This is a genomic window from Vibrio xiamenensis, assembly GCF_900100015.1.
GTDB classification, from domain to species: Bacteria; Pseudomonadota; Gammaproteobacteria; order Enterobacterales; family Vibrionaceae; genus Vibrio; species Vibrio xiamenensis.
In genome coordinates, this window is record NZ_FNDD01000037.1 from 20,509 (window position 1) to 38,880 (window position 18,372).

Annotated in this window: 17 protein-coding genes; 6 read left to right on the plus strand and 11 right to left on the minus strand. The window is 46.7% G+C overall.

What is annotated here, in order from left to right; all coding sequences use genetic code 11:
- Nucleotide 1: 1 nt before the first annotated feature.
- The 6 genes from BLS03_RS22100 to BLS03_RS22125 form a co-directional block, all read right to left on the minus strand.
- Nucleotides 2-1,486, minus strand: coding sequence for a sigma-54 interaction domain-containing protein (locus tag BLS03_RS22100; RefSeq protein WP_093279041.1), 1,485 nt, complete (start codon nucleotides 1,484-1,486; stop codon nucleotides 2-4).
- 209 nt (nucleotides 1,487-1,695) lie between these two features.
- Entirely contained in the window at nucleotides 1,696-2,739 is a 1,044-nt protein-coding gene (locus BLS03_RS22105) for a GMP reductase (RefSeq protein WP_093279043.1), read from the minus strand.
- Nucleotides 2,740-3,105: 366 nt separating this feature from the next.
- Nucleotides 3,106-4,581 (minus strand): NAD(P)H-hydrate dehydratase, encoded by a 1,476-nt coding sequence (locus tag BLS03_RS22110; RefSeq protein WP_093279045.1) that lies wholly within the window; start codon nucleotides 4,579-4,581, stop codon nucleotides 3,106-3,108.
- An 81-nt stretch (nucleotides 4,582-4,662) separates the two neighbouring features.
- A complete protein-coding gene (locus tag BLS03_RS22115; protein WP_093279047.1) occupies nucleotides 4,663-5,109 on the minus strand; it encodes a PAS domain-containing protein in 447 nt (148 codons plus the stop codon).
- Complete coding sequence (locus BLS03_RS22120; RefSeq protein WP_093279049.1) at nucleotides 5,109-6,113, minus strand: response regulator; 1,005 nt, start codon at nucleotides 6,111-6,113, stop codon at nucleotides 5,109-5,111. The genes BLS03_RS22115 and BLS03_RS22120 overlap by 1 nt, the downstream gene beginning before the upstream one ends.
- Nucleotides 6,114-6,242: 129 nt before the next feature.
- On the minus strand, nucleotides 6,243-6,704 hold the full coding sequence (locus BLS03_RS22125) for a TetR/AcrR family transcriptional regulator (RefSeq protein ID WP_093279051.1): 462 nt from the start codon (nucleotides 6,702-6,704) through the stop codon (nucleotides 6,243-6,245).
- A 508-nt stretch (nucleotides 6,705-7,212) separates the two neighbouring features.
- Here BLS03_RS22125 and BLS03_RS22130 point away from each other — a divergent pair.
- The gene (locus BLS03_RS22130; RefSeq protein WP_093279053.1) at nucleotides 7,213-7,512 is read left to right on the plus strand and encodes a YfcZ/YiiS family protein; all 300 of its coding nucleotides are present in this window, start codon (nucleotides 7,213-7,215) and stop codon (nucleotides 7,510-7,512) included.
- Between the two features lie 120 nt (nucleotides 7,513-7,632).
- Nucleotides 7,633-8,232 (plus strand): hypothetical protein, encoded by a 600-nt coding sequence (locus BLS03_RS22135; protein ID WP_093279054.1) that lies wholly within the window; start codon nucleotides 7,633-7,635, stop codon nucleotides 8,230-8,232.
- 108 nt (nucleotides 8,233-8,340) lie between these two features.
- On the opposite strand, the gene BLS03_RS22140 is transcribed toward BLS03_RS22135, so the two are convergent.
- Nucleotides 8,341-9,447, minus strand: a complete 1,107-nt coding sequence (locus BLS03_RS22140; protein ID WP_093279055.1) for a lysophospholipid acyltransferase family protein — start codon at nucleotides 9,445-9,447, stop codon at nucleotides 8,341-8,343.
- A 175-nt stretch (nucleotides 9,448-9,622) separates the two neighbouring features.
- Here BLS03_RS22140 and BLS03_RS22145 point away from each other — a divergent pair, with 175 nt between their 5' ends.
- On the plus strand, nucleotides 9,623-10,225 hold the full coding sequence (locus BLS03_RS22145; RefSeq protein WP_093279056.1) for a cupin domain-containing protein: 603 nt from the start codon (nucleotides 9,623-9,625) through the stop codon (nucleotides 10,223-10,225).
- A 70-nt stretch (nucleotides 10,226-10,295) separates the two neighbouring features.
- Here the strand turns inward: BLS03_RS22145 and BLS03_RS22150 are convergent, their stop codons facing one another.
- Entirely contained in the window at nucleotides 10,296-11,645 is a 1,350-nt protein-coding gene (locus BLS03_RS22150) for an alpha-amylase family glycosyl hydrolase (protein WP_093279057.1), read from the minus strand.
- Nucleotides 11,646-11,864: 219 nt separating this feature from the next.
- On the opposite strand from BLS03_RS22150, the gene BLS03_RS22155 reads away from it, so the two are divergent.
- A complete protein-coding gene (locus tag BLS03_RS22155; RefSeq protein ID WP_093279058.1) occupies nucleotides 11,865-12,518 on the plus strand; it encodes a DsbA family oxidoreductase in 654 nt (217 codons plus the stop codon).
- Between the two features lie 21 nt (nucleotides 12,519-12,539).
- Here BLS03_RS22155 and BLS03_RS22160 read toward each other — a convergent pair whose 3' ends face one another.
- Nucleotides 12,540-13,463 (minus strand): DUF808 domain-containing protein, encoded by a 924-nt coding sequence (locus BLS03_RS22160; RefSeq protein WP_093279059.1) that lies wholly within the window; start codon nucleotides 13,461-13,463, stop codon nucleotides 12,540-12,542.
- Between the two features lie 174 nt (nucleotides 13,464-13,637).
- Between BLS03_RS22160 and BLS03_RS22165 the strand changes: the two genes are divergently transcribed.
- Nucleotides 13,638-14,564 (plus strand): M14 family metallopeptidase, encoded by a 927-nt coding sequence (locus BLS03_RS22165; protein WP_093279060.1) that lies wholly within the window; start codon nucleotides 13,638-13,640, stop codon nucleotides 14,562-14,564.
- Nucleotides 14,565-14,567: 3 nt separating this feature from the next.
- Here BLS03_RS22165 and BLS03_RS22170 read toward each other — a convergent pair whose 3' ends face one another.
- Complete coding sequence (locus BLS03_RS22170; RefSeq protein ID WP_093279073.1) at nucleotides 14,568-15,356, minus strand: AraC family transcriptional regulator; 789 nt, start codon at nucleotides 15,354-15,356, stop codon at nucleotides 14,568-14,570.
- Between the two features lie 301 nt (nucleotides 15,357-15,657).
- On the opposite strand from BLS03_RS22170, the gene BLS03_RS22175 reads away from it, so the two are divergent.
- Complete coding sequence (locus BLS03_RS22175; protein WP_093279061.1) at nucleotides 15,658-16,422, plus strand: DeoR/GlpR family transcriptional regulator; 765 nt, start codon at nucleotides 15,658-15,660, stop codon at nucleotides 16,420-16,422.
- Between the two features lie 100 nt (nucleotides 16,423-16,522).
- Here the strand turns inward: BLS03_RS22175 and BLS03_RS22180 are convergent, their stop codons facing one another.
- Complete coding sequence (locus BLS03_RS22180; protein ID WP_093279062.1) at nucleotides 16,523-18,340, minus strand: hybrid-cluster NAD(P)-dependent oxidoreductase; 1,818 nt, start codon at nucleotides 18,338-18,340, stop codon at nucleotides 16,523-16,525.
- Nucleotides 18,341-18,372: the final 32 nt, after the last annotated feature.

Here is an 18,372-nt window from a genome sequence, read left to right on the forward strand (position 1 = left end):
ATTAGTCTTCAAGCCCCAGGTTTTTCATCCAGTTATTCAAGGTTTGGTGATTGTTTAAACCAAGCATTTTGGCAGCTTTAGATTTATTTCCACTACAACTTTCCAGAGCTTCTATCACAGCATCTTTTTTAATTGAATCAATATATTGTTGCAAATCTCCGGGCATAGTGAAGCCTGTCTCTTTAACAGCGTCTTTACCTGCACTCAGTACAGAAGACTTCAAATCTTCCATAGAAATCATCTCACCTTCAGACCACAGTACAGCACGGTTGAGAGTGTTCCAAAGTTCGCGGATATTACCGGGCCAAGAGTAGGAAATTGCAAAATTTATTGCATCCTTGGAAATTTTTTTACTTTCAAACAGTGGGTGCGTATGTGCCTGACGATTGATTTCCAGCATCAAAGTACTAATCAAATCTGGAATGTCTTCAGGTCGCTTTCGCAATGCTGGAACTTCTATAACCCCAACAGCTAGGCGATAGAATAAGTCCTCACGAAATGACCCGTCTGAAATCATAGAGAAGAGATCTTGGTGAGTAGCGGCAATAATTCGTACATCGATACTTTTACTGACAGTATCCCCAACCCGAGTAATCTCTTTTTGTTGCAACGCTCTTAGAAGTTTCACTTGGACATTAAAAGGCAGTTCACCAACCTCATCAAGGAATAGCGTGCCACCATCAGCTTGTTCAAATAAGCCTGCATGATTTTTATCAGCTCCAGTGAATGCCCCCTTCACATGACCGAATAAAATCGAATCAACCAGATTCTCAGGTAACGCTCCGCAGTTAACAGCTTTAAATGACTTATTAGCACGTTGACTGGCATTGTGAATCGCGGTTGCCATAACCTCTTTACCAACACCACTTTCGCCAAGTATTAATGCTGGTAAATCTGAATAGGCTAGTTTTTGAGCTTTCCTGATAACACGGTGCATTAGCTCAGACTTTGCAGTGATAGTGTCAAAAGCACGGTTTAGCGCAGGATTCTGTGAAACGAGTTGTGAAATGGCCGATGAAGAGGACTTCTTATACTCCGCAGCAAAGTCGATAGGAATATCCACCTCAATTATTTCACCTTGAGGCGATGTCTGAACTAACTGGCATTTAGCTGTACCTTTGCCCAGCAACACTGAGACAGCTGCCATCGCTGGTGTGCCAGATGTAAGGTTTAGATAGACTTTGTCGGAGTTTGAACAAACTGTACCAAGCTGCTTATGCATGACTTTGGTAATAGAAGAATAATCGATTGGTGAAAGCAATCTTACTCTCTGAATGACAACGGAAGTTTTAGAACGACCTGCTAACGTGAGCTTTTTCTTCAGCCACTCTTTATAGTCATGCCATTCATCATCCCACGTACTTGCAAGTATGATTACCTCATCCAGTAAAGGGCCTTTGAGCGCAATTGTTGCTATAGAAGCAGGGCCATCATCCTTCGCCCGATCAAGGTCCGTTCTACCAAGCCAACTAAGTAACGTTACCACACTATTTTCCGTAATAATTTTTACTTCAAGGAAAATACTTTACAGGAATTACTTTGTTTTTGATATTCAATTGGTTGAACTTTGGGATGTAACGCCTTTATGCCACAAAATAGCGGTTTCCACTCTGTCGCCACTAACCAAATTTTGGACAAAAAAAGAGCCGCGATAGGCGGCTCTAGTTAACTCGGTTTTTACGATAATTAGCCCGTTTACTCTTTACCGTAAACGTTGTTTTCTTGCTCTCTCACGCGGATAAAAGTTGTGCGCTTTGTAAGTTCGCGAAGCGCCGATGCACCTACATATGTGCAGGTTGAGCGCACGCCGCCAAGGATGTCTTGAATGGTATTTTCCACCGGGCCGCGGTATGGCAATAGTACGGTTTTTCCTTCTGCTGCGCGGTACTTGGCAACACCGCCAGAGTGTTTGTCCATCGCCGACTGAGAAGACATGCCGTAGAATTTCATAAAGCTTTTGCCGTCTTGTTCGATAATTTCACCGCCAGATTCTTCGTGGCCAGCGAGCATACCGCCAAGCATCACGAAGTCTGCACCACCACCAAAGGCTTTGGAGACATCCCCTGCGCAAGTACAGCCGCCATCGCCAATAATGCGTCCGCCAAGTCCATGCGCAGCATCGGCACACTCAATAATCGCAGAAAGCTGCGGATATCCGACTCCAGTTTTGACACGAGTCGTACATACTGAGCCAGGCCCAATCCCGACTTTAACAATATCCGCGCCAGCGAGAATCAATTCTTCAACCATGTCTCCAGTCACCACATTACCTGCGGTAATCACTTTATCAGGAAAAGTCGCGCGGACTTTTTCGACATAATCGACCAGATGCTCAGAGTAGCCGTTGGCAATATCAATGCAGATAAACATCAGATCATCGCTTAACGCTAATACTTGCTTGGTCTTTTCGAAATCGGCATCTGAGGTACCGGTAGAGACCATCACATTTTTTAAAGTGGTACTGTCTGCAGACACGACGAATTCACGCCACTGGGCAACATCGTAGTGTTTATGAATCGCGGTCATCACACCGTGCTTCGCTAAGGCGCTCGCCATGGCAAAACTGCCAACCGAGTCCATATTGGCGGCGATCACTGGCACACCTGACCATTGACGCCCACTATGCTTGAAGGTAAACTCGCGGGTTAAATTTACTTGAGAGCGGCTTTTTAGGTTAGAACGTTTCGGGCGAAACAGGACATCTTTAAAACCTAACTTAAGTTCTTGTTCGATACGCATTCTGCATGTTTCCTTGAATAACGAAATAGCTGTGCCTCGGCAATTGCACAGTGTCGATGCTGGCAGGCATCACCACTGATTATCGGACACAAAAAAACCGGAGCGTTGGCAGACGCTCCGGTTTTCAGCATTATAGGCTGTGATTTTTTACTGGCAAGACTGATATTAGTAATTTTTTTGTGATACCCTTTCAGGGTGCATATATCAAAAACGCACTATGCATACACCTTAAAAATCACATAAATATCAGTAATTTAAACGAAAACCTTCCAATCAAAGTAACGCCTCATCACGTCCCCGCTAATGACTGACTGCGCAAGCTCACAAAACCAAGGATAAATCGCGATTTTTGTCATGCGGATTTCTTCAATTTTTATTGATCAACCGACGAATATGCGCAAATAAATCACTCGCTAGCAGGCCATTTTCACCATTTATCTTCGCGTCTTCGTCAGCCGCGCAGCTGTGAAGCAACACACCAAGCAGTGCCGCTTGTTCGAGAGAATACTTATTGGCGAGTAAAGCGGTGAGGATTCCGCTTAGCACATCCCCCATTCCTCCGGTTGCCATTCCCGGATTTCCGTTCGTGCACACGTAGACTTCATCGCCACTGCAAACTAAGGTGCCCGCGCCTTTAAGAACACACACGCCGCCATAACGTTTTTGCAATGACATGACGGCGCGATAGCGGTCGGCTTCGATCGTTTGCACTGTGGTGTTGAGTAAACGTGCCGCCTCACCAGGATGAGGCGTGATGATGCGGTTATGGTCTACATTGGGATACAGAGACAGTAACGTCAGCGCATCGGCATCTAAAACTTTAGGTAGCGCCATCGACTGCACTTGGTTTAGGCGCTTTTTAGCGAACTCATCACAGCCAAGCCCCGGGCCAATACCTACCGCGCTCGCCCAGTTTAAACGCTTTTCAAACAGCGCATCGTCTTGCCAGTCACCAGCCATGATTTCCGGACAAGCCACCAGCGAGGCTTGAATATTGGCTTGATGGGTTAAGGTCGCGGTGAGTCCGGCGCCACTTCGAATGCATGCTTGTGACGCGAGCATGAGTGCGCCGCCCATCCCAAGCTGTCCGCCCACCAACACCGCTTTGCCAAAATCCCCTTTGTGAGCACTTTTACTTCGCGGCGCTCTGAGTAGCGCAAGCAACTCGTAAGGAATGGCGTGCACTTTGGCTTGGCATTGCTGCGTAAACGCCTTTTCAACGCCTAAACCATCAAAGTGTAGCGTTCCTACATAATCTCGAGCTTTGCCTGTGACCAGTCCTTGTTTGAGACCAATAAAACTCACCGTATGGCTAGCATGAACGGCGCAGCCCATCACCGCCCCTGTATCCGCATTAAGCCCTGAGGGAATATCCACGGCCACCACAGGCAAACAAGAATCATTGATGGCTAAAATCAAAGCAAGACGCTCGCTACGTACAGGCCCCTTCAAACCCGTTCCAAGTAGCGCATCAACCACGACATCAAAATTTGCTAGGCTATCACTTGGCTTAGTGACGACGCCGCCAGCCTCAAGATAGGCTTGATAAGCACGTTTAGCGTCGCCTCGAATTTTCTCGGTATCGCCGACATGCCAAACCGTGACTTGCCACTGCTGCTCAAGGGCAAGCTTGGCAACCACATAACCATCGCCGCCATTGTTGCCACCACCGCAGCACACTAATAAACGCTTAGCATTTGGATAGGATTGTGTGAGTACTGAAAACACCGCTTGGCCAGCGCGAGTCATTAACGTAAACATCTCAACGCCGCTCGCGTTGGCGGCATCTACTTCGCCCTGCTTAACTTGCATCGATGAATAATACAGCTTTGGTAATGACATTGATTTCTCCTACAAACCTTATTGATGAATGCGTCATTTTCATACCAAAAACTAATTATCCACGTGCAAATCAGATTTATGTTAACGGGATGTTTTTTCGAGGGAAATAAGTGCCTCGGCGGTTGCATCTTGGATAGAAAGAAACAATGAACGCACTTGTCCTGTTGGGGTTCGCATCGGATTCAGCGTCACGTTCTGGTACATAAAGTTCGCCTGCTGAGTCACAGGACGCACGTTTCGGCACTTAAACAAGTACGGCCTTTGCTGCCAAGTGATGAAGCTGCGACAGCCTAAGTCGTACACAGGTTTGGTCTTGAGTTTAAACCACTCTTGGGGAATCTCTTTAAACACCTCGAACAACGATTTACCAAGTACATCATGAGCTTGCATGCCACTATGATGAGTCATAAACCCGTTCCAGACCTGAATGTTATAGTCACGGTCAATCACGATAAGACCAAGGTCAACGTTTTGCACCATGTCCACCATCCAATGGAACTGTTCAAATTCAGCCGGAAGACTAGACATTAGAAATCCTCCATAAGGTAAGATAACTTGTTGTCGAGTAGCGGAAGTGATTCATCGACAAACATAAATAATAAATCGCAGCGAATCGACGTACTTTCAATGGTATAGCTGACTTCAAACGTCATGGTTTTTTGAAACGATCCCGAGGTATTTTCAATCACCGAGTCAATCGAGATATGTTGCCCTAGTAGAACTGGCGAACTTTGGAAAAAGCGCACTTCCGACTGTTCGCCAAGGCCATTTAAAAACGCGCCCACCAAAATGTTTGACACATCCATCAAAAGCTCCAACTCTTCAAGCTCTTCACTATCGGCAGGCACTTTCATCAGCTTCTTTAAGTCATCGACACTTGAATCGCTGAGCAATACCAGCGCTTCACCGGCAATCCCTTCACCACTAAAACCCTGACATACCCCTGATACTTGATCATTTTCCGCCAAATCACGCAGCGCCATGTGCAGCTCACTGACTTCAAAGATATTGACGTTTGGCAGCGGCAAATTCACAAACACATCAAAATGGCGCGCTAGAGCATCGGCCGCTCGGCCAATCGAGACGTTGGCCACTTCCATATAAATATCACGACGTTTGAGAATAGGCAGTTCGATGCTGGTAGGCGTGATGATGGTCGGGCGACTTTGCGGCTCAACAATGGTGCGTAAAACCTCTTTAAGCACCGTTTGATCTATCGGTTTTTGAATAAAGGCTTTCGCACCGAGCGCCAGCACGCGCTCTTTGGCTTTGGGTTGAATATCACCGGAAACCACGACCACAGGTAAATCAATCTGCCGAGTGTTCAGCGCCTCTAAGGTTTCAAAACCATCCAGCTCTGGCATGGTTAAGTCCAAGAACATCAACTCAAACTCACGACTTTCCAACTGTTCGAGCGCGTCTTTACCGTGAACCGCAAAATGAATGTCAGCGCCAAGCTGAGCAGGAAGAGAACGCGCCATTTGCTTGCGAGCCAACGCCGAGTCATCGCAGATAAGAACAGGGTATGTCATTCCTTGTTACCTTAGCCAACTAGTTAATTAGTTTAAGTGTAACATATAGATAGGTCACTGCATGGCAGCCTGTATAACAAGCATAAAAAAACCTTCCGAAGAAGGTTTTTATTCACCACCGTGATGGAATTATTTCGCCATGTAGATAAGCGATTTGCCCACCAGCCACTCAAGTTGCTTTTTGCTCTCATCACCAAATTGATTCTCAGTGGTTTTGTACAAACGCTCAATACCGTTTGAAGCAAAATCATGCGCAGGCTGCGCAGTCACAATATGGTGGAACAACAAACGCAAAATAGCTAAGAACTGTTGATCGTTCAAAGCTTTCATCCAACTGTCGGTGAAATCTTCGATTTTGTTTTCAAAATCAAGATATTCCACAAACATTCGGAAAATACGTCCATCGAGTGCCGATGTGAAATCCGTCTTTTTCGGAAAGTGATGACTAATACCAGTCCGTGAAACACCTGTCTGTTGACTCAGCGTCGTGTATGACATTTTGTCATAGCCAAGACGAAGAAGCTGATCAACGACTGCGTCCATTATTTTTTGGATGGTAATTTCGGTATCTTCTTTACTACGTTTTGGCATGTTTCTAAGCTCTTCTCTCTGTAAATCCGTAAACTCGAAAAGTGAGTAAATTAATGTTGTATATATGATTATTTTTGTTCATGGTATATACCGAACCGATAACTAATGGCATAGACACATCTAGACGATATGAATTAGTTAAATAGTTCTAACCATGAGGTTGGCATAAGTTAACATAATTTCACTAAATGCATTTGCTTCATGAATGAAACAATCGAACAGTTAGTTGATATTTTAATAATTCGACCGATAATCTTATAAAATTTATTTACTATCAACCCTAATCCGACAAAATGTATTGAACTTTAAGTGCACTATACTTCATATCTTTGAACTAGATCACGTATCTATAAAGTGATTACTCAAAATTTTCAATCACATTTCATTAACATCTGTCAATTAGAAACAGCTAAAAAACCGGCGGTATTTTGTACGATTTCCACATTTTCATAGAATATTGCGAGTGAAACCGTTACCATAACCACACTATTTGTAAGAGGATTAACCAATGATTACAGACCAAGTGAATAATGATGTGTGTGAAGCTTGCGGATGCGCAGGCGAAATGGGTTTTATCATTAAAGAGGGCGACGACGTTGCTGAGGTGTCTGTGTTTGCGCCAAGTGAAGAACAACGCGTGCAAGAGCTGGAAAAATATATTGTTTTAGCGAAACAAGTTTGCGCCAATGTTGAATATGAAACGTCAACAGAAAATGCAGAATCAAATCAATTAAACGCTCGTTTTAAATTTGAAGTTAGTGCCGAAAAATTAATATTTGAGCTAAAATCGCGCTCTATTAGTCGTTAATTTTTAAAAGCGGGCTCAATGTCCGCTTTTTACTTTTTTGTTACGCCGTAATTTATTGACCTTTCCCCCTCCTTAACCAGATACTTAAATCATCAAATTTCATTCATCGCGGTTTTGTTTATGCGAATCTCTATATTAGCTGCACTTTTATTAGGGTTATCGGGGCCTGTTTCTGCTGTTGAGCTTGATATTTACCATATGCTCAATCATTTAGATAATTATGGTAACCTGGATCTTCGCAATAAGCCCTACACTAGCCTGCCAGTGAATACCGTTATCAAAGGGAATTTGAATATCTCTAAAACGCGCTTTGTCGCCCTACCAAAAGGTTTGGATGTACAAGGTAGCTTAGAGGCGGCTAACAGCAGTTTAGCCACTGTGCCTCGCGGGGTGAAAATTAAAGGCTATGCGAATTTTCTTGGCGCTAAGATTGAGAACTGGCCCGCGGGCGTTTCGGTGGGCGGCTATATCAACTTTACCGATACGCCACTGCGTGAGTTGCCACCCGGATTTCACGTTAAAGGCGATTTAAGTTTGGTGCGTACCCAAATTGAAGCGCTACCTGATGGAATCGTCGTCGACGGCAATTTGTTTATCGGCGGCTCAAAACTCACCAAGTTTCCAGACACCATGACCGTCAAAGGCAATATTTTCCTCGGTGGTAACCGTATTAACACCTGGCCAAAAAATCTCACGCTCGGCGGAGCAGTCGCGCCCTAACCGCTTACACATGACAAACCAGCGCCCACGTTCAACATCGAATTTCCACCGCGACAAAAAAGCCCGCATCAAGCGGGCTTTGGTTTTTCTTCGTTTATCACTGCAAGCTTAAGGCTGTGCTTGGTTATGAACCGGGTTGGCATAGCTATCAACCAAGTATTGATGCGCTTCTTGCGGTAGTTGTTCAAGTTTGGCTTGCAGCTTCGCTTTCACCGCGTCATCGACACTAGTATCCCCTGCGGCGAGCAAGTTAATCGGGAACAGTTTGTAGTGTAGATGAATTTGACGGTCGATCTCTTTAGCCAATTGGTCTGCATCTTCATAATCGGCATCGATCACATCGCCAAACGCAACATGAACTCGGCCTTTTTCACCGATGATGCCTTGAATGATGCTTTCGATATCTTCAAACTCGCCTTTTTCGTAACTGCCGTGAGTTGCTTTTTCAAATAGTTCACGCGCTTTCGCCACGTCACAAGGATCATTTTCGTAAGCAATCGAAACCGGCACAATCTTGAGCGTCTTCATATAGTCGCCAAACGCCATTTTCTGTTTGCGACCTTCAACATGAAACATTTTTAGAATCGCGGGATCGGTATAATCGTTACCATCTTTAGCGCGGCCTTCACGCTGCGCGATCCAGACCGAATGTCCGGTATCTAAAGAGTGCTTAATGTAAGAAGAGAGCGTCCCTAGCGCCTTCATCATCTCACGTGGCGCTTTGATAGCCCGTTTGACGATAAAGCTCTTATTTAGGCGCATCAGTTCGGTTGCACACGGCTTTTTAAGCAAATTGTCACCGATGGCGATGCGAACGGTGCGATGATGGCTCATGTGCAAACCGTAATTTACCAGCGCAGGGTCCATGGCGATATCGCGATGGTTAGACACAAACAGATAAGCGGTCTCTTTATCAAGCTTCTCAAGGCCAGAATACGTTACACCTTGGGTGGTTGAGGCAAGTGTCTTGTCCAAGTATTTTTTCACTTCGAGCTGAATCGCTTCAACACTGTTTAATTTGCTCCACTTGAACTTCAAGTAGACTTTAACCAACGGCGACATGATCGCTTTGAACCAAGGCGCATGGTTTTCAAAACGATGATGAAGAATAGCGCTGATGAACTCGTCATCATTGATTAGGCGCTCAATAGCGGCAGGAATTTCGTCGTCGTGATATGGGCGGATCTCAGAATATGGATCGTTGTTCGTTGTCATATGGGGTTACATCAAATAAAAAACGGGCTTATTCTACGCATACTGTCGTCACTTCGCAGCATTATCGATAAATCTTTTAACAAGGTCAGACCAGCAAAACTTGAATCCGTTCCACCTTCTTGGCTTTTTGTTGCTTTGGCGTTACCCTTAGCGCCTCATTTTGTTCGAGGTTTCCATGCACTACACCATTTCCCATACCACCGAGCGCCATGATTATTTAAGCGCCACGCCGCGCAGGCGCACATTCAAACATCAATTGCTGTTGGTAAGAAAAGGCTTAGTGCTGTGCCGTTTGGGTAAAATGGAATACGCTCTACAAGCAAAACAAGCCCTATGGCTACCGTTTGACTGCTTAACCAGTTTAACCTTCTTTCCTGAATCTCACATAGAAAGCGTAGAAATATCAAGTCGTTCGAGCGCTTTACTGCCGTCACAAGCCGGATACGTGACGTTGAGCCCATTAGCCACGGCGTTACTTGATAAATTAGCGCACACAAAACAACCAGATGCGCGTCAGCGATTACTGGCGGTACTGCTTGACGAAGCGCAAAGCTGGCATCCTCATCTCAAAGCAGACGAGTTTACCAAAGCCATCGCCGAGTGGCGCAAATATCCCAAAGCTTTGCCTAAAGAGATTCAACTTGGCCTAACTGTGCGCGAAAGCCAAAAACGCCTGCTATCGGGTGCGGCGCTTGAACAAGTGGTCGATGAACTGTTTAACGGCGACATGCAAACCTATCAGCAGCTTTGCCAATTAATGCTCGCTAAAGACGCCTAACCTTACAGCGAATATACAAAAGCAAAAAGAGCCCATGATGGGCTCTTTTGGTATCAAGCAATGACTTGGCTTAAAACACCAGTAACACGCTCTGCCCCGCCGCTAACGTAAACGCCAGCTTTCCACCTTGAGCCTTATATTGCTTGCCGCTCAACAGGTCTGTCGCATTTTGGTTAGCGCTAACATCAAGTTCTGCATCACGACAAGATTTATTCAACGCGACGATGCCTTTATCGCCGCGCGCAAACACTAACAAATCATCACTGGCTTCCAACACCTGCATGTTTTGACCATGAACATGGTTATGAAAAGCAATTTTGGCTTTCATCTCGGCGCTGCACCAAGCATCCTGCCAGCGAGGCGCAGCGTTTTTATCTTTAAAGCCACTTGGGTCAAGGTCGGCATAAATCAGCGGCACGCCGCCGTCACGTCCCAAAATATAGCTGTATGCTAACGCCTCTTGAGCCTCGGTCATCACCAAATTGGAGAAAACATCGTTATTCGGAATGTCATGAGTGATGGCAAAGGTAATGGCGCGATGCTGCGACAGCGCCAAGCCAAAACAATATGGGTCAATTAATGCGGTCAAACTGCCCTTAGGCTTCAACGCATCAAACAAGGTTTGAAACAGCGGAAAATCGTAGGCACCAAGATGGGTTTGCGACAAGAATGGCTGCAAGAACAATTCATACTCGGCTTTAGTTGCGCCACCATCGGTAATGATCTCGCCAAAAATATGCACATCTGACACGATATCTTCAGTCCACACTTTCTGCAGGTGCCCTAATGTCATGTGTTTGGCTGCATCAATACGAAACCCTTTCACGCCTAATGCTTTGAGCGCGTTAAGATACTCTCGCTGCATCGCAACCACATGTGGGTTGTCGCTAAGGGTTGGCAGGCCGGGATCATGGTCTCCGCCACTAATGCGCCCATTTTGCACTTGCCAGATATCTTCCCAATCCTTGATGCCAAACGCTTCAACAAAGTCGTCGGCTTGGAACAAAGGCTCGCTCAAATCGCCAAACAGGCGCTGCTGCTGAAAGTAATCGCTGCGTTTTGCGTATTCTTGTAACTGGGTAGCACTTGGGTACTGTAAATCGCTGCGCTGCGCCGATTCATTCGCCATGTGGTTAAACACCACATCCACATAGACCAAAATATCAAACGCTTTAAGCGCTTCAATCATCGCAGTCAAATCTTGCTTATTGCCCAATTGATTGTCGATGACACGATAGTCTTGGGGCTGATAGCGCTGCCACCACTGAGTGCCCTGCTCACTTTTATACGATGCCATTGCCGGCGAGACCAACACCGATTTGTAGCCCATTGCTGCAATTTGCGCGGCGCGTTCTGTCACCAGCGCATAAGGCCAGTCGAACGCATGTAAAATGACGTTAGAATGCGTAACCAAGTTCATCTTATCCATCCTCTTAGCCGCGCCCGTTTGAGCACGTCTCCACCATCATAGAATTTCATCGCGCTTAATTATAGAAGCGTGATGCACAATGCCTTCCCCCTTGGGCAAATATTTAAAGGTGTAGATAAAAGGCGTAGAAACAGGCACACTCGTCGTTTGGTTTATGAAATTTATGGCGATCAGCTATAGTTTTATAATGGCAAAACAAGTGAGGTTCCTATGTCTAAAGTTCGAATCGATATTGTCTCTGATGTGGTCTGCCCTTGGTGCATCATTGGCTATAAACGTTTAGAAAAAGCCCTATTTGAGCTCAAGGCTGAGCAAATCGAGGCTGAAATACATTGGCACCCATTTGAGCTCAACCCGGCGATGAAAGCCGAAGGGCAAAACCTTCGTGAGCACGTCAACGAAAAATACGGCAGCAGTGAGCAAGCCAGTCGCTCAGCTAGGGAAACCTTAACCGAACTCGGCCAACAAGTGGGTTTCGACTTTCAGTTCAACGATGAAATGCGTATCTACAACACGCGCAAAGCGCATCAACTGCTGATGTGGGCGCAACAAGAAAACCGTCAGTTCCAGCTCGAAATGGCGTTGTTTAAAGCCTATTTTTCCGACAACAAAGATGTCAGCGATGAAGCGATACTGCTTGAGATTGCCCAGTCAGTTGGCATTGATAGCGACACAGCAAAGCGAGTGTTGGAAGATGAAAGCTGGGCGGAAACCGTGGCATCGACCGAGCAGCAATGGCTTGAAGCAGGAATCAACGCCGTTCCGGCATTGATTTTCAATAAAAAGCATTTAGTGTCCGGGGCGCAGCAAACGCACCATCTAGTGCAAGCGCTGCGCGAAGTGGCAGCGCTTGAAGAAGAGTAAAACCTTGAAGAAAAGTAAGACTTAGTGAGCACTCGGTTTGAGTTTGGCAATCACAGTCACAATCGCGACGATGATAAGCCCGGCAATCAAACCAATCACACCGTTTAGAATCGCAGGCAGTAGCGCTGTGGCAAACGACAAATTCGGCAACTGCATCACAATCGGTTCTACCCAGTGATGAATCAGCGGAATGTTGTGAACGATAATCCCGCCACCGACGAGGAACATGGCTAAGGTGCCGACAAAAGTCAGTACGCGCATAAACTTAGGTGCAAAGGTAATCAAGCCTTTGCCTAACACCGACAATATGCCCTTCCCTTGTGAACGGCGCTCTAGATAAAAGCCCAAATCGTCGAGTTTGACGATGCCCGCTACGATGCCATACACACCCGCCGTCATAACCATGGCAATCAAACTGACCACGATGATTTGAGTTAAAGTTGAGCTTTCTTGCACGGTACCAAGCGCAATCACAATGATTTCCGCTGAGAGAATAAAATCGGTGCGAATCGCGCCTTTGATTTTTTTCTTCTCATATTCTTCAACCGACATTTTGCCGAGCACTTTGGTGTGCTCCTGCTCTTTGTCTTCACTATGAGCATCATCGTGGTGAAACAGCTTCTCAAGGACTTTTTCTGCACCTTCAAAGCATAAGAACGCGCCACCAAGTACCAAAAGCGGCATGATCAGCCACGGAATGAACGCACTGATTAATAGCGCGGCTGGCACCAAAATAAACTTGTTGCGAAACGAACCTTTGGCCACACCCCAGACCACTGGTAATTCTCGCTCCGCGGCAACACCGGTTACCTGCTGCGCATTAAGCGCTAAATCATCACCAAGCACACCGGCGGTTTTTTTAGCGGCGACTTTCGACATCAAAGCGACGTCATCTAATACAGTGGCGATATCATCAAGTAAAGTGAGTAGACTGGCTCCGGCCATTAAATTGTTCCCAGAATAATTGTACCAAACGCGCAATGTAACATTTCAAATGTAGAACACCAATCGCTGCATGGTTAACACTGGGTAAAAATCTCATTGCCACACCAGAGTTGCACTTGTGATATGCGCGCTTTATCCTTGCTGATTCAGCGTATCCAACAGTAAGAACCTATCATGACCACAGTTTCAAGATTCTACCCTATCGGCACACCAGGTACGCCGTGGGGCGAGCAAGAACGTCAGCAGTGGCGCACACAGATTGAAAAAAAACGCGACTACCACACCGAAGTGGTAAGTAAGATTCAAGCGCTCAGCGACCAGTTCGACATCGAGCAATATGGCGAAATCTCCTACCACCCCGAGCGCCTCCCTCTGTTTTGTTTAAAAAGTAAAGATTGGAGTGCAGACAAACCCGTCGTGCTGATTACTGGCGGCGTACATGGTTATGAAACCAGCGGCGTTCACGGTGCACTGCTGTTTTTAGAGACCGAAGCCCAGCGCTACACACAGCACTTTAACCTATTGGTCGCGCCTTGCGTCAGCCCGTGGGGATACGAAATCATCAATCGCTGGAATGCACTGGCACTTGACCCAAACCGCTCGTTTTATCCAAACTCGCCAGCGCAAGAGTCAGCGAATTTGATCGCTTTAGTGGCGAGTATTGCCGAGACAATTTTGGTTCATTTTGATCTGCATGAGACCACCGACAGTGACGAACAAGAGTTTCGACCAGCGCTGGCCGCGCGAGATGGTTTAGACTTTGAACCTGGCAGCATTCCTGACGGTTTTTACACCGTGGGAGACAGCGCCAAGCCGGTGCCAGAATTTCAAAAAGCGGTGATTGATTCGGTGCGCAAAGTGACTCACATTGCCCCTGCAGATGAGAACAACCAAATCATCGGCTCGGATGTGGTGCAAGAAGGCGTCATCAATTACGCGATGAAAGAACTTGGCCTGTGCGGCGGCGTGAGCGATTGCCAATACGGCACCACCACCGAAGTCTACCCGGACAGCCCGAAAGTCAGCGCCGATGAGTGCAATCGCGCTCAGGTTGCCGCGATTATCGGCGGGTTGGATTACGTACTGAGCAAGCTCGACTAAAAATTAAAGTAACTTGTTTTTATATTGCTCCGGGGTCAGCCCGGAGTATTTTTTAAACATCGCAATAAACGGGCTGGCTTGGTGATAACCAAGCGTAAACGCTACTTCCTTCACGGCATGACCACTGCGAAGCAGTTCCATCGAATACAAATAACGCACTCGAAGTCGCCACTCGGTAAAACTCATACCAAGCTCAGACTGACAATGACGCGCCAAGGTGCGCTCTGTGGTGTGTACTTTTTGCGCCCACTCTGCAAGGCTGGTTTCATCGACTGGGTTCTCTTCCACAAATGCCAATATAGGCGCCAAATATTTGTGCTCGCTGGACGGTAAAAAATGCAGCTGAGTGTCTTGCGTGGCGAGCTGATCAATCAATACTCGTACTAAACGTTTATCGGCTTCCGAGCGTGCAATATTGATCTCGCGCTGGCGAAAATCATCGATGATCGCCGACACAATCGGCGTGATTTTGATAAGGCTGGTACGCGCAGGGAAAGTCGAAGACAGTTTAGGGCTGATATTTATCGAGCAGTAAGACAGCGGCTTGCGGTTAAAACTGGTGTGTTCGACCCCTGCCGGAACCCAAATTGCCAAATGTGGCGGCGCCAAAAAACGAGTGTCTTGGGCGTTCATTTCCAAAATGCCGCCACTTATCAGCTGCACTTGTCCCCAAGGATGGCTATGTAAGCGAGTCTCGGTGTTAGACAAAAACGCTTCAAAGTTCATAAACACATCGGATGGCGCTTCATCAATCGCCAGTGATGGATGCAAATGTTTAGCCGATTTTCTCATCAAAACGCCCATCAAAAAATGTCGCTTTATCGACATATCATTTCAAACAGACTTTGAGATTATCATCCTCAGTGATAAATGCCTAGCCGCGAAACGCCGCGATCAATAACCCACCCTGCCAATTCAGTACCCGTAACTCTAGCTAACCCCTTTCGTCTACGCATTGATGTTCGTTTTGCATGCGCGTTTATGTGAATAGCGGCATGAAACGAACATAAAGGTTCATAAAAGCGGCCATAAGATTGGCATTTGCCCCATCAAACCGTAGACTAAAGCGAGATTGAATTTAGGGACAAAAATCGTGAAAGCCATTAAGCGCCACAAAGAGATTATTGAATTAGTTCAAACACATGGATTTGTCAGCACCGAAGAGTTGGTTGAGCGTTTTGACGTTAGCCCACAAACCATTCGCCGCGATCTCAACGAATTGGCCGAAGCGAACAAACTGCGCCGAAACCATGGCGGCGCAACCATCACATCAAGTTCGGAGAACTCCTCCTATCACACTCGCCAAGTGTCGCAGCAAGGCGAAAAAGAAGCGATAGCTCAAAGCCTGGCTGAACATATTCCCGATGGCGCAACCTTGTTTATCGATATTGGTACCACACCAGAAGCGGTTGCACGCGCGCTGGTTAAACGTCATAACCATTTACGGATTGTGACCAACAACATTAATGTCGCGACGATTATGATGGCGAAACCGGACTTTAAAGTTATTTTGGCTGGCGGTGAAGTGCGCAATAAAGATGGCGGCGTCACCGGCGAAGCGACGTTAGATTTTATCTCCCAGTTTCGCCTCGACTTTGGCATTTTAGGCATCAGCGGCATCGATTTTGATGGGTCATTACTCGATTTCGATTACCACGAAGTGCGGGTTAAACGGGCGATCATTGAAAATAGCCGCTGTGTATTTCTTCCGGTCGACCACAGTAAATTTGGCCGCAATGCAATGATAAAACTTGGCTCAATGGCCGATGTCGACCTTGTCATCACCGACCAAGCTCCGCCCAAGGAAATCGAACAGTTTGCCAAAATCCACGACATCACCCTGCAAGTCACAGGTTGATACCTACAGACACGAAACTCAGCTAAACGCCTTTCCGTATTCGATAAAAAACGCCTTGGTTAAACAAGGCGTTTTTGGTTGCTTTCAAGCGTAATGGCGTTTAATCAATACTCACATCCAAATCGCTGACGGGTATACAACAGCAGGCAAAAGCACTGCCTTGTGGGGCGCTTTGCAGTGCAGGCACATCGGTTTGATCCACCGCGCCAGATTTAACTTGCACGCGGCACGCGCCACATAACCCAGCGCGACAACTATTCGCAATCGCAATGCCGGCATCTTCCGCTTGCTCAAGTAGCGTTGATTGATTATCACCATTAAAGGTTTGACCATTTACGGTTAACGTCAGAGCTTTGTAGGGCTTGGGCGTACCACGCGCGGCGCCAAACGCTTCTTGGTGGTAATTGGCTTCTGGCAATCCTTTCTTAAGCATCAAGTTTTTGGCTTTGGTCATAAACCCATCAGGGCCGCAAACAAACACCTGACGCGAGGCCAAATCAGGAATTTGCTTGATATGCGATAGTGACAAGCGCCCTTTTAACCCAGACCAATCGTTCGGTGCTTGAGTCAAACAGATGATCACTTGCAGCCCCGAATGCTGGCTTTGCAACGCTTCAATTTCATCAAGGCAAGGAATGTCCTCAACCGAGCGACATTGATGATAAAACACCACGTCATCAATTTGCTGATGGTCGGCTAAGTAGCGCAGCATCGACAGCATTGGCGTCACGCCGCTGCCCGCTGAAAGCAGCAATAACGGCGACTGGCTTTGAGTATTGAGATGGAAAGAGCCATCTGGCGTTTGCGCCTCTAACTGAGCGCCGACTTGCAAATGGGTACTGAGCCAATTAGACATCACACCGCCATCTAAACGTTTAACTGAAATGGCCAAACGTCCCGGGCGAGACGGGCTTGATGACAAGGTATAACGACGGGCGATTTTTTTGCCTTGATCGTCAATTTCAATCGGCAAATGTTGGCCTGGCTGATAATTAGGTAGCGTGATACCCGGCGCGGGTTCTAACCAGTAAGTGATGAAATCACGGGCGATCTCTTCGCGCTCGACACAAGTAAGCTTAAAACGCTGTGGGCTATTATCGGCATAGACTTCACGGTCTTTGTATTCCAACACTTCAACCACATCACCGGCTTGAATCATGCCTTCATTGCGCGCCACCAAATTTTGGCCGAAGAATACGCCTCCCGCTTCATTGGCACGAAACTGCGAAAGGGTTTTTAGCGGCTCTAGGTTTTTTCTCAGTTTGCCTTGTTCGACATCGACGGTCGTCAACACGCAGCGCTCACAAGGTTTCAACGCTTCAAATTCAACTTCGCCAATTCGAATCCGCTTCCAGCTGTCTTCATCAAAAGGCGCGCCGCCCGCCACTACTAAATTGGTGCGAAACTGATCCATCGAATGGGTCTCTGGGCTGCGGCGGTTGAGCTCATCCAGCGAAGCTTGGCTAATCACCAGTACCGGATAGCCATCAGCAAAGCTCACGTTATGGCCAAATTTATCGCGCACGCGATTAGACTGCTCACCGCAATAAATCAGCGTCGCCGGTTTCCCGAGAATTTGGCTAAACCAAGCATTGGCTGCGTCAGTGGTGTGGTAAGCGACAAATTGGTCATGCCAAACCGTAGTTTCCACTTCGTCCATCGATAAATCGCTGTAGAGCACCGTTAGACTGGGCATATTCGGCGCGCTAAACACCACCCCATTGCTAAGCAGGCTGGATTTGACCAACACCAATTGCGGATGTTTACGCGCAGTCACCATTTGACCATCAGGCTGAGCAATCATAAAACGGCGGTCAAACGCGAGTCCTTGTTTTTCAACCCAAGATGACGACATAGAGATCCCAGCCACGGATTTGGCTGGATAGACATTAATTTGAGACAGGTATGGCGACGACATGACTTTCCTTGCGATGTAATGATTGTTTGATT